Source organism: Flavobacterium sp. YO12, from assembly GCF_004119495.1.
In the GTDB taxonomy this organism is placed as follows: domain Bacteria; phylum Bacteroidota; class Bacteroidia; order Flavobacteriales; family Flavobacteriaceae; genus Flavobacterium.
In genome coordinates, this window is record NZ_NRQU01000054.1 from 20,107 (window position 1) to 32,870 (window position 12,764).

General features: G+C 31.5%; 12 protein-coding genes and 1 pseudogene. 3 read left to right on the forward strand and 10 right to left on the reverse strand.

Features of this window, described 5'->3' with window-relative positions:
- Positions 1-29: 29 nt before the first annotated feature.
- The 3 genes from hisC to hisG all read right to left on the reverse strand — a co-directional run bounded on the left by hisC (position 30) and on the right by hisG (position 3,412).
- Positions 30-1,079, reverse strand: coding sequence for a histidinol-phosphate transaminase (gene hisC, locus BOW55_RS15885; protein ID WP_129024911.1), 1,050 nt, complete (start codon positions 1,077-1,079; stop codon positions 30-32).
- Between the two features lie 84 nt (positions 1,080-1,163).
- On the reverse strand, positions 1,164-2,447 hold the full coding sequence (gene hisD, locus BOW55_RS15890; RefSeq protein WP_129024912.1) for a histidinol dehydrogenase: 1,284 nt from the start codon (positions 2,445-2,447) through the stop codon (positions 1,164-1,166).
- Positions 2,448-2,554: 107 nt separating this feature from the next.
- The gene (hisG, locus tag BOW55_RS15895; RefSeq protein WP_089056003.1) at positions 2,555-3,412 is read right to left on the reverse strand and encodes an ATP phosphoribosyltransferase; all 858 of its coding nucleotides are present in this window, start codon (positions 3,410-3,412) and stop codon (positions 2,555-2,557) included.
- Between the two features lie 86 nt (positions 3,413-3,498).
- Here hisG and BOW55_RS21565 point away from each other — a divergent pair, with 86 nt between their 5' ends.
- Positions 3,499-3,624 (forward strand): hypothetical protein, encoded by a 126-nt coding sequence (locus BOW55_RS21565; protein WP_256371701.1) that lies wholly within the window; start codon positions 3,499-3,501, stop codon positions 3,622-3,624.
- Positions 3,625-3,724: 100 nt separating this feature from the next.
- Here the strand turns inward: BOW55_RS21565 and BOW55_RS15900 are convergent, their stop codons facing one another.
- Together BOW55_RS15900 and BOW55_RS15905 are read right to left on the reverse strand one after the other, a co-directional pair.
- On the reverse strand, positions 3,725-5,122 hold the full coding sequence (locus BOW55_RS15900; protein WP_129024913.1) for a HAMP domain-containing sensor histidine kinase: 1,398 nt from the start codon (positions 5,120-5,122) through the stop codon (positions 3,725-3,727).
- Positions 5,123-5,789, reverse strand: a pseudogene (locus BOW55_RS15905) (response regulator transcription factor).
- A 195-nt stretch (positions 5,790-5,984) separates the two neighbouring features.
- Here BOW55_RS15905 and BOW55_RS15910 point away from each other — a divergent pair.
- Positions 5,985-8,075 carry an LTA synthase family protein gene (locus BOW55_RS15910; RefSeq protein ID WP_129024914.1) on the forward strand — a complete coding sequence of 697 codons (2,091 nt, stop codon included), beginning with the start codon at positions 5,985-5,987 and terminating at the stop codon, positions 8,073-8,075.
- Positions 8,076-8,203: 128 nt separating this feature from the next.
- Here BOW55_RS15910 and BOW55_RS15915 read toward each other — a convergent pair whose 3' ends face one another.
- Entirely contained in the window at positions 8,204-9,202 is a 999-nt protein-coding gene (locus BOW55_RS15915; RefSeq protein ID WP_129024915.1) for a zinc dependent phospholipase C family protein, read from the reverse strand.
- A gap of 172 nt (positions 9,203-9,374) precedes the next feature.
- On the opposite strand from BOW55_RS15915, the gene BOW55_RS15920 reads away from it, so the two are divergent.
- On the forward strand, positions 9,375-10,328 hold the full coding sequence (locus BOW55_RS15920) for a glycoside hydrolase family 68 protein (protein WP_129024916.1): 954 nt from the start codon (positions 9,375-9,377) through the stop codon (positions 10,326-10,328).
- 5 nt (positions 10,329-10,333) lie between these two features.
- Here BOW55_RS15920 and BOW55_RS15925 read toward each other — a convergent pair whose 3' ends face one another.
- The 4 genes from BOW55_RS15925 to BOW55_RS20865 all read right to left on the reverse strand — a co-directional run.
- Positions 10,334-11,299 carry a YeiH family protein gene (locus BOW55_RS15925; RefSeq protein ID WP_129024917.1) on the reverse strand — a complete coding sequence of 322 codons (966 nt, stop codon included), beginning with the start codon at positions 11,297-11,299 and terminating at the stop codon, positions 10,334-10,336.
- Between the two features lie 75 nt (positions 11,300-11,374).
- On the reverse strand, positions 11,375-12,271 hold the full coding sequence (locus BOW55_RS15930; protein WP_129024918.1) for a LysR family transcriptional regulator: 897 nt from the start codon (positions 12,269-12,271) through the stop codon (positions 11,375-11,377).
- A 3-nt stretch (positions 12,272-12,274) separates the two neighbouring features.
- Positions 12,275-12,418: a TPM domain-containing protein gene (locus tag BOW55_RS15935; protein WP_129024919.1), complete on the reverse strand. Its 144-nt coding sequence runs from the start codon at positions 12,416-12,418 to the stop codon at positions 12,275-12,277.
- 18 nt (positions 12,419-12,436) lie between these two features.
- Positions 12,437-12,764 (reverse strand): hypothetical protein (locus BOW55_RS20865; RefSeq protein ID WP_164975050.1); only part of this gene is annotated, 328 nt, incomplete at its 5' end.

Here is a 12,764-nt window from a genome sequence, read left to right on the forward strand (position 1 = left end):
CTAATCCTTATAATCTGTGGCTATATTTTTTAGCTTAATAATTTCAATTCTTTAATTAAAACAGCATTTTCCTCTTCTGTTCCAATAGTAAAACGAAGACAATTTTCGCATAAAGGCTGTGTAGTTCTGTTACGAATTACGATTCCTTTTTCTATTAGTTGATCGTATCTTTTATTCGCATTATCTACTTTTACTAGAACAAAATTTGCTTCTGTAGGATATACTTTTTCAACAAAATTAACCTCAAGTAAAACCTTAAGTAATTCCTCTCTTTGCTTTATAATAGAGGCTATTTCTTGTTTAATCTTTTCAGTATCTTTTAAACGTTCTTTTGCTCTTTGCTGCGTTAATTCGTTTACGTTATAAGGCGGTTTAATTTTGTTTAAAACAGAAATAACAGCTTCAGATCCGTAACAGATTCCTAAACGAATTCCCGCCAAACCGTAGGCTTTTGAAAGTGTTTGTGTAATAACTAAGTTTGGATATTCGTCAATTTCTGCAAGCCAGCTTTCTTTATCTGAAAAGTCGATATAAGCTTCATCAATAACAACTAATCCATTAAAATTTTGCAGTAGTTTTACAACACTTTCATCAGAAAATGAATTTCCGGTTGGATTGTTTGGCGAACATAAAAAGATAATTTTTGTATTGTTGTCAACTGCTTCTAAAATCTTTTCAACTTGCGGCTGGAAATCAGTAGAAAGTAAAATTTCTCTATTTTCTACTGCATTGATATTTGCCAAAACACCATACATTCCGTATGTTGGCGGTAACGAAATAATATTGTCTTTTTTGGGTTCGCAGAAAGCTCTAAAAAGTAAATCTAAAACTTCGTCACTTCCGTTTCCTAGCAAAATCTGACTTTGTTTTACGTTATTGTTTTTTGCTAAAATTGCTTTAACTGAATTTTGCTGCGGATCTGGATAACGATTTACACCATTTTGAAATGGATTTTCGTTAGCATCCAGAAAGATCATTTCGGCTGTATCAAAATCTTCAAACTCATCTCTCGCAGAAGAATATGGTTTTAAAGATTTTACGTTCTCACGTGTTATTATATTTATATCGAAAGTACTCATTGTTTTGTTTTTTTTAAGAAGTAAAACCAAGATAAAAGACTCTGTAAAATCTTGCTTCTTTACTTTTTCTTCTTCCTTTGTCTTTTACTTTAAACTCTTCAATCTTAACGTAACGGCATTTTTATGCGCTTGTAAACCTTCGGCTTCAGCCATAGTTTCGATCGCTTTACCGATGTTTTGAATTCCTTTTTCAGATATTTTCTGAAATGTCATTGATTTTGTAAAACTATCTAGATTTACACCGCTGTAGTTTTTTGCATAACCATTGGTAGGAAGCGTGTGATTTGTTCCTGAAGCATAATCTCCCGCACTTTCTGGCGTATAATTTCCAATAAAAACAGATCCCGCATTTATAATTCCGTTACAATAAAAATCGTCATATTGTGAGCAGATAATGAAGTGTTCAGGACCATATTCGTTGATTAAATCTAAAGCAATTTGATCATTTTCGACATAAATCAATTTTGAATTTTCGATTGCTTTTATTGCGATGGCTTTTCTTGGAAGTACTTCTATCTGAGATTGAATTTCCTTTTCTACTGCGTCAATTAATCTTTTAGAAGTTGAAACTAAAATTACCTGACTATCTGTTCCGTGTTCTGCCTGCGACAACAAATCTGAAGCTACAAATGCTGGAACTGCAGTATCATCGGCAACTATTAATAATTCTGATGGCCCAGCCGGCATATCGATTGCAACACCAAACTGGGTTGCTAATTGTTTTGCCACAGTCACAAACTGATTTCCTGGTCCGAAAATTTTATATACTTTAGGAATTGACTGTGTGCCAAAAGTCATTCCTGCAATTGCTTGAATTCCGCCGACTTTCAAAATTTTAGTCACACCGCATAAATTTGCAGCATACAAAATCGCTGGGTTTATTTTTCCTGTTTTATCCGGTGGAGAACACAACACGATTTCTTTACAACCTGCAATTTCAGCAGGAACAGCAAGCATTAAAACGGTTGAGAATAAAGGAGCCGTTCCGCCTGGAATATACAATCCTATTTTTTGAATTGGTCTTTTCTCCTGCCAACAGTTTACGCCTTCAATTGTTTCAATTTCAACTCTGTCTGTTTTCTGAGCACTGTGAAATTTATAAATATTGTCTTTTGCAAGCTGAATAGCTTCTTTTAATTCATTTGGAATTAAAGCAATTGCTTCTTTTATTTCTGCTGTTGAAACTTCGTAATTGTTTAAAGAAATCCCATCAAAAATTGAAGTGTATTTTGCCACGGCTTCATCACCTTTTTTCTGTACTTCTTTAAAAATTTCTTTTACTGTAACCTCAATATCATCAATAGTTTGAGTTGGTCTTTTTAATATTTCTGACCAAGTATCTTGTTTTGGATTGTCTATTTTATTCATTGTTTTTATGCTTTATGCTATAAGCTTTACGCTTTAAGCTTTCCTTACTTTGTGTTTTTCTTTGGCTTAAAGCTTACTGCTTAAAGCCTAAAGCGCGCGAAGCGCATTTAAAGAACCATTTTTTCGATTGGGCAAACCAAAATTCCTTCGGCACCTGCATCTTTCAGCTTATCAATTACATCCCAAAAAGTATCTTTATCAATTACGGAGTGTACACTGCTCCAACCTTCCTGTGCTAATGGCAAAACGGTTAAACTTCTTAAAACTGGCAAAATTTTTCCTATTTCATCAATTTTTTCGTTTGGAACGTTCATCAAGATGTATTTTGAATTTCTAGCTCTTAAAACTGATTGTATTCTGAATTTTAAGGTATCGATGTGTTTTTGAATCTCTGGTGAAACTTTTGGAGAAACGGCTAAAACTGCTTCACTTTTCAAAATAACTTCTACTTCTTTTAAGTTGTTTTTGAATAAAGTACTTCCACTTGAAACAATGTCAACAATAGCATCGGCAAGACCAATGTTTGGAGCAATTTCTACAGAACCTGAAATTTGGTGAATATCAACTGTTAATCCAAAAGAATTGAAGTATTCATTAACTGTGTTTGGATAAGAGGTCGCAACTCGCAAACCAGCCAAATCTTGAACCGAATTGTATTCGAAGGTTTTAGGAACCGCTACGGATACTTTACATTTTGAAAATCCTAGTCGTTGTACAACTTCAATTTCTTTACCTTTTTCGACCAAAAGATTGTCGCCAACAATTGCTAAATCGACTACTCCATCAATTAAATACTGCGGAATATCTGAATTTCGAAGGTATAAAACTTCCAGAGGAAAATTGGAAGCTTCAGCTTTTAACTGGTCGATTCCGTTGTTAATTGAAATACCGCAGTCTTTTAGGATTTGAATGCTGTCTTCGTTTAAACGACCTGATTTTTGAATTGCAATTTTTAAAGTACTCATTTTTTAGTTTTTTTTGAATTAATAGTTTGAGTACAAAGAATTGGTATAAAAAAACCCGTTTGATGTACTCAAACGGGTTTTAAAATATGATGATTTACACACATACCATTAACACATCGCTTGAGAGCAATAATGAAAATGATGATGATGTAATTGATTTGAAATCATTGTTTGGTTTGTTTTATAATTCTTTGATTCGTTTGCAAATATAATAGTTAATTTCATAAAAAAAGCAATTTTTAATATAACTTAACGATAGTTTATTGTTAAAAAAAAGCTCAAGCCTTATTTTCATTGCATTCTTTCAATCTACTATAACGTTTTCTCTTCTTCGTTAAAAACTAAAATAACTGATGTTCCAACATCAATTTTACTCTCCATCTTGAATTTTATATCCAGCAGATCTGTAATTCTTTTTACAATAGACAATCCTAATCCAGTCCCTTTAATTTCGGGATGTTCTGTTGATTTAGATCTAAAAAATGGATTAAAAATGTTCTCCAAATCTTCTTTGGCAATACCAATTCCGTTATCAGAAATTTTACAGCTTGTTTTTCCATTTTGTTTGAATAATAAAATAGAAACTTCGCCTTTACTCTCTGTATATTTAATTGCATTTGAAATAATATTTCTCAAAATCGTAATGACCAGAAAATTATCAGACTGAACATAATAATCTTTTTCTGCTTCAAATTTAATATTGATATGCTTGCTCTTAATTTTCTCAGAATTCAAAGTCAGAACATCTAAAATTATCGCATTTAAGTATACTAATTCTGTATTAACATCTTGCTTCTGGTTTTCAAATCTAGCCATTAACAGCAACTGATCTACCAATAAATTTAAATGATCTACTTCTCGAATACAATAGTTAATTTTTTCTTCATATTCTTTATTGTCACGAGGTTTACGTATAAGAACTTCAAGTGTACCTTTAATAACTGTAAGAGGCGTTCTTAATTCGTGAGAAGCATCTGAAGTAAATTGCTTTTCGCGTTCAATTGCATCTTCAATCCTATTTAACAAATTGTTTATGGTTTTTGAAAGCGTGTATAATTCGTCCCGCGTTTTGGGCAGCGGAATACGTGTTTTTAAATTGTCTTTGGTAATAATTCGCGATGTATTTATAATTGCATTTATTGGTTTTATGCTACGTCCTGCAAAAAAACGGGCAATAAAAAACAGCAACAGCAGAATTCCTAAGAACGACAAACTCATAATTTCGAACAAATTATTTAGCACCATTTTTGAGTCGGCCAGCGACATTGCAACGATAACGTATCCTATTTTTTTATTATTAACGTGAAGTGAAACTTGAATTTGTCTAATTGCATGATCTCCCATCATGGTATCAAACAATTCGTAATCTTCTACTGAGTCTTTAAATTGAAGTGTTTCTGTTTTTAAGTTAGGCGCTTTTTCGATTACTCTTTTCTTCAAATCTAAAAACTGTACAAAAACAGGATTCACGTCTACAGTATTATGCTCGCGTTCCTGCCATTCTTCGGCATCGATTAAAATTACTTTGCCGTTTACGACTTTTATTTCGTCTAAATGATTCTGAATTTCAACTTTTATTTTTTCATCAATATGACTGTAAACGGTATGTTTTACGATAGAATAAATAACCGAAAAAACGGCCACAATCAATAAACCTGTAGTAATAATATAATTTAATGCAATTCTATTTTTAAAAGAAAGCTGTACCATTTATAAGTCGTTAGCGATATAACCAATACCGCGAATTGTTTTTATGTAATCTTCTTCTATTTTCAGCTTTAATTTTTTACGAATGGCATTCATAAAAACATCAATTACACCTGTATCATATTCAAAATTAATTTCCCAAACATCTTTCAAAAATCTGATTTCGAGTACAAACTTTTCCTTTATTTTTAATTAAATAGGTAAGCAATTCAAATTCTCTTTGTGTTAATGCAATTTCTTCATCGCTTTTCAAAACTATATGTTTTGATAAATCCATTTTAATTGTACCTAACGAAAGAACTTCTGTTCCTTTTCTATTTCTAAAATGAACTTTTATACGTTCTACTAATTCTTCAAAACTAAAAGGTTTTTTAATATAATCATTTGCACCAGCTTTTAAACCTTCAATCGTTTCTTGTACGGTATCTTTAGCAGTCAAAAAAATAATTGGCGTTATTTGATCTTTAATTCTAATTGCCTTGCATAAATCTAAACCATTAATTTTAGGCAGCATCCAATCTAATAAAATCAAATCAAACTTTTGCTCCTGCGTTAATTCAAAGCCTTTAGAACCGTCATTTGCTGTAGTAACCTTATACCCTTCTTCTTGCAGTCCTTGCTGCAAAAACTGAACGATACCTAACTCATCTTCCACGATTAAAATATGCATATGTTTTTTTATTAAATTTTTTACTTTTGGACCAGTCAAAGATAAAAATTTTAAATTTCTCAAAACATTAAAACTCATTAGAATAACCTGCAAGCATAATCTTAAGAAAACATTAAGTTAACACTAAGTAAGGTAAAAGTATAACTTCATCTATTATTAATTTATCAACCTTAATTTTGCCCAAAATACTACATCATGACATTTTACAAAAAGCTTACCCCATTTTATCATTTGGCATTGTTCTATTTCATTATCAGTTTACTACTGCGAATTGTTCTGTTTTTTCATCCTATTACTCAAACTTCATTTTCATTTCTTGAAAGTTTAAAAATCTTTTGCCTAGGATTAATTTCTGATTTTTTCGTTTTTACAGTTGCTAGTTTTTTTCTATGGTTATATCTAATTTTTATTTCAAATTCTAAATACAATAAGCCTTCAGGTTATATTATTTTTGGGGTTTTTACTGCTGCTTTTTTGTATGTTGCTTCAGGAAAAAGTGTTTTTGATCAATACGGAGGTGCTTTACCTAAAATAGTTCTAATTTTTGTGGGAATCAAAACGGTTCTATTTGCGCTTATGCTTTTTCTTCCTAAATGGAGAGACAAAATTAGATTCTGGCTTTTTGCTTTTGTGATTTTTCTTTACGTTTTACTAATCCTTCAAAATGGTTTAAGCGAATACTTTTTTTGGAATGAATTTGGTGTAAAATACAACTTTATAGCTGTTAATTATTTAATTTACACAAACGAAGTAATTGGAAACATTATGCAGTCTTATCCTGTAGTTCCAATCTTTTCAGCTTTATTCTTGGTAACAGGAACGATAACTTATTATATCCTGAAAAAAAACAAAAACTACATTTATGAAATTCCAACTTTAAAAGAGAAACTACAAATCTCAGGTGTATATTGGAGTTTATTTCTGATTTCTTTAATAGCTGTTCCAACTTTATCTAAAACAGAAAACTCAAAGAATGTTTTTGTTAATGAATTACAATCAAACGGTATCTATAAATTCTATTTGGCTTTTCAAAACAGTAAACTTGACTATTTCAAGTTTTACAAAACAATTCCGCACGACAAAGCTTTTGCAATTCTAAAAGAGGAATTGCCTATTGCTTCTCCAGAAGATACAACTCACGAAATAAAAAGTGACTCTGCTGAAATACGCAAAAATGTTGTTTTAATTACAATCGAAAGTTTAAGCGCTGATTTCATGAAGGCTTATGGAAACTCGCAAAACATTACTCCATTTTTAGACAGTTTGTCACAAAAAAGTCTTCAGTTTACCAATTTGTATGCTGCAGGAAATAGAACTGTTCGCGGTCTTGAAGCCGTAACTTTATGCCTGCCGCCAACTGCTGGAGAAAGTGTTGTAAAGAGAGAGGATAATAAAAATAAATTCTCGACTGGTGCACTTTTTAAACAAAAAGGGTACAATGTGAAGTTTATGTATGGCGGTGATGCTTTCTTTGATAATATGAGAGATTTTTATTCTGGAAATGATTATCAAATTATAGACAAATCAAGTTTCTCACCAGAAGAAATCACATTTTCTAATGTTTGGGGAGTATGTGATGAAGATATGTATAAAAAAGCGGTAAAAATAATGACAGCCGAAGCCAAAGAAAATAAACCATTCTTTAATCATATTATGACGGTGAGCAACCACAGACCTTTTACATATCCTAATAATAAAATTGATATTCCAGGCGACATAAAATCTCGTGACGGAGGTGTAAAATACACTGATTATGCCTTAAGCCGATTTTTTGAAATGGCTCGTAAACAGCCTTGGTTTAATAATACTGTTTTTGTAATTGTGGCAGATCATTGTGCTTCGAGCGCTGGAAAAACAGAACTGCCTTTGGATAAATACCGAATTCCGGCAATTATTTATACTCCAAATGGCAAACCTCAAAAATTCAATAAACTAATGTCTCAAATAGACATTATGCCAACATTATTCGGCTTATTACATTTTGATTATAAAAGTAAATTCTTCGGACAGGATGTTCTTAAAGATAATTACAAACCAAGGGCTTTTATTGCGACTTACCAAGATTTAGGTTTAATAAAAGATGATGTGTTAACTGTTTTATCTCCTAAACAGCAAGTTAAACAGTTTTCACTGAAAATAAATCCGAAGACAGGAGTTGCTCCAGAATTTCAAGTTGATTATGACGAAATTCCGCTAAAAACTGAAAAACTAAGTTTGGTAAACGAAACGATTTCTTACTATCAATCGGCTTCGTATGTATTGAAGGAAAAGAAATATCAGAAATAATTTCTTTTAAAAGTTCAATAAAAAATTCCAAATTCTATTTATAAAGAAAAGCCTCAATTTCATTTGAAATTGAGGCTTTTGTGTATTACTGTTATATTTTCAAGTTGAAACTTCTAACAAAAAAAGTTCTAGTCGTTTTGATTTTTCATTCCGAATAAATCTCCTTTTTGAAACAATTTTAAATCATCCTGCAAAGCTTGATGATTTCTTTGTGTAACAGCTGGCGAATCTAAATCGCTCAAATCTGGTTTTCCAGCATTTACCCATGCTGTATACCAAAAACTTGCTGTTGCAGTAATCGCTTTTTTCATTTGAGTTTCAACCATTCCGTTTAAATCTTGATGAAGTTTTTTCGCATACTCATCAGAGAAAACAGGTGTGTTGTATTTACTTTTTAATACTTTTCCATCTGTATCCATTTTAAAAACTTGATTTTCTGGAGTTGCAGTTCTTAACTTTTTGTCGATATCTAATAACGGTTTCACTAAACTGTGCGTATCGTTTATCATATCCCAAGTTGCTTTATGAACATCAGCATAATATTGAGCTTCAGGAACATTTAGCTTGTAATTTTTAGCAAATAACTCAGGAAGTCTGCTTTCCCAAAGAGAATGAATTCCTTTTTGATCGCTCAATTGTCCGTCATGATTTGCCGAAGTGTGTAATGGCATATGCGCATCACCAATATAATGACCTAAATCTGCAGCAAGAAATAAAATTTCTGCTCTATTTTTATCTTTAAAAGCTTTGGTTAGCTTAGCCATCATATCCTCGATATACCAAGGTAAAATTCCGTTATTGTTCAGAAACTTACTATCGTATTTTTTCTTTGCTTCTTCTAAAGTTTTTGGAATACTATCAGCAGAACCAAAGTTTTCCATATCAAAATAATGTCTAGGATTCTCGTCTTTGTAATTTAAAGCATATTTACGAATATCTGGAACAGATGCTTCTTGAGTAATAAAATCGATGTGATTGTAAAAGAAAATCTGAAGTGGTTTTGGTAAAGCCATTACAGCAGCTTTATTAATTCTTTCATGGCCTACAATTCCCCATGATAAAGTAAAAAAACCTATGATTAATGCAAAAAAAGCAATTAATCTTGGTCTCATTTTGAAGTTTTTCATTTTTGTTTTTATTTGAGAGACAAATTTACCTTATTTAAAGATAATTTAAAAGAATCGCTTTTAAGATTCTTTTAATTTAACCTCTAACCTTTTTTAAACCATATAAGTATGGTAAATATAAAATAGTGAGAATTTTTCTTGTATGTTTGTTTCGGTATTAAATCTTACAAATATGCGCCTCTTTATTCTAAATTTCGCTCTCTTTTTTAGTTCACTTTGTTTAGCCCAAGAAACTGATATACAATTAAAAAATGTCAGCGATACTATTCTAAATACAAAAAGGGTACTTAAAGTATCTGGTTCGCTTGATCCTGTAAAAACAATGCAAAAATTGTTTCCAGGTAAACTATACAATTTATCAGATCATAATACTTTTGTAAGCTGGAAATGTAACAACTGTAAACCGCAGCCTTTTATTGATGCAAATGGTGTTGAAGGAGATCAGCTATTTCCGTATAAAGATGGTGTTGCGACGAGACTTCTGAGCAATATAGATTATTCTGATTCGAAAGGTAATCAATTCAAATTATTGACTTTTAACCATTCTTTTTATGATGCCGATGGTGCACAAACTGGCCGCTTCTCTGGCGGATTAATTGGTGTTGCCAAATTTGCTAAAAATGGATCCGTTTGGGAAATGAAATCTTTTCAGCCTGCTATTGCGGCATTTGGTGCATTTTCGAGAGCACCCACACCAAAACTTGTCGAAATTGGCGAAGATCAATATGCGTTTACTATAGAACATGCAAACGGCGGTGCAGGTGCTCCTTACAATGGTTATTTATATCTTATTGGTGGTTTTGATGGTAAATACCAGCCTTTGATGGAATTGGGCTATTATTCTTTATTTAATAATGGTGGAAATTCTGAATGGTCTAGTTCGTACAAAGTAATCAACGATGGTACGAAAAAGTTTTTTAGAGATTTTGCCATTACTACGACTGGTTTTTACAAAAAAGCAAAAGGTACAGAAGATGATTATGATGTAGATTTACCAACAGAAATTATTGAACTGGCAAAAACGAAAAAACAATTTAATTTCGTAATTGAAAAAAGACTTTCTTTTTCTGGAAAATGGTATAAAATTACAGGCAAACCAACTGTCAAATTCTCAAATGTGAAATAATCGTTTTAACCGAGATAAAGAATTGATACTAAACCTAAAACAGCTATAAAAATCCATAAAAATACGCCTTGCAGTAAAGGCTTTACTCCTACTGATTTTAAGGTTTTTACATTCAATGTTGCTCCTATTAAAAACAAGGTTATCGTTAATCCAATTTTTGCAATATTTACAATATGCGGCGCAATTACTGCTGTTGCAGGGACATAACTATTTAAAAGCATAGCGACAATAAACAAACCTATGAAATAAGGAATTTTAATCTTTGAATTTTTACTTTTAAAAATTGCCGCTGTCAAAATCGAAATTGGAATAATCCATAAGGCTCTTGCTAGTTTTACTGTTGTAGCGATTTGCAATGCTTCGGCTCCATATTTATTTGCTGCGCCAACTACAGAACTGGTATCATGAATAGCAATCGCACACCATAATCCGAAATCTTTTTGCGATAAATCAAGCTGATGACCAATAAATGGAAAAACGAATAAGGCGATTGAATTTAATATAAATATTACTCCTAAAGCTATTGAGGTTTGGTTTTCGTTTGATTTTATTACTGGTGAAATTGCTGCTATGGCACTTCCTCCACAAATTGCAGTCCCACACGATATTAAGTGAGATGTTTTTTTATCGGTTTTTAACCATTTGCCTAAAAAAGTTCCTAAAATTAAAGTACTGAATATGGAGAATATAGTTAGTAAGAAGCCTTCTTTTCCAGCCGAAATGGCACTTGATGCATTCATCCCGAATCCTAAACCAATAACGGAGAACTGTAATAAAAAAGTGATTGCTTTATTATTGAATTCTACAAATGGATTACCAAAGATGTTTACAATTACAACTCCAAACAGCAAAGCAATTGGTGGTGAAATGATCGAAAATAAGCATAAAAAGATAACAGCTGCAAAAATGGCTTGTTGTAAGTAACGATTAACTTCGAATAATTGTGAGGCTGTATGTTCTTTTGTTTTCAAAATAGAATAATTAAAAATTTATTCTGCAAAGTTCTATCCTTTTACACGAAACTCCCAATCGCAAATTACAATCGACTATAACTTCAAGTTATAATGATTTGATATATTTTGAATAAAAAGCTCTGATAACGAATCAGATTTACCTAACAATGTGATGATATAAAAGTACCTATCTACAGATAATTCTTCTACATCCAAAACCATTAATTCTTTATTTTTCAACTCTTTACTTACTGCATGAATAGACATAAAAGCAAAACAGTCTGAATTTAATAAATACGATTTAATACTTTCTGTACTTCCTAACTGCATTTCGATTTGTAAATCTGAAAATTTCAAACCTGCTTTTTTCAATGCGTATTCTATAACTTCAAGTGTTCCTGATCCACGTTCACGCGTTATGAATTTCATTGATTTTAAATCACTTACTGAAATTTCATTTTTTTTCACAAACGGATTATTACTATTGCATACCAAAACCAATTCGTCCTTTAAAAACGGAATATACTTTATGGATTGATTTTTTGACTGCCCTTCGACAATTCCAATTTCAATTTCTTTGTTTATTAAAGCATTTTCGATTTGTTCTGTATTTCCGTTTAACAAATTGACTTTTATGTCTTTTTGCTTTTGATGAAAATGCGCTAAAACTGGAGAAATAATATATTGAGAAATTGTTGTACTTGCTCCTAATCGCAATAAACCTTGGCGTTCGTTAATAAAAGAACTCATTTCAAAATCGATCTCGCGATAAATTTCAAAGATCTCTTTTGCATGTTTTAGCAGAATTTCTCCAGCTGGAGTTAAAGCAATTTTAGAACCGTTTCGTTCAAAAAGCTTTGTTTTATAGGTTTCCTCGAGTTCTTGAATATGCTTAGAAACGGCAGGCTGCGTAATGTATAGCTCTGTTGCCGCTTTAGTAAAATTAAGGCGGAGCGCAACGGTGTAGAATACTTTTAACCTGAAATCCATAATTTATTCCTTTTTAATTCTTGTTCTTAAAACTTCCATCAGCTTCGTAATTCCGTTAACAATTCCTTGGTAGTAATTTCCTTTTTTGAATTCTGGAATAAAATTTTGTTCAATGATTTTATCTATTTCCAAGTTAGAAATATTCATTTAACTGAAATTTATTTCTTAATATTTCCCAATTGCTTCAACTCCTGTTTCTGAAAATTTTAAGATTTCAGTTGTAATAGGATACCCTGAACCACTATACTCTTCAAGAACAACAGTACCAAGATACTGAGAGAAATAATCAAAATCTTCTTCTGCAAAAACATAACAAAAGTCTCTAACTGGAATTACAGCATAAAATGGAAAACCAATATTGTTTTGAACTAAATTCTTAAAATTAGAAGAAAAAAGGCAAGAACTTTTAAGTGAAACTTCTTCAACATTAATCATACCGAGTTTATGATTATTGATATCCTCAAATTCAATCTTTACTTTATCTACAATGATT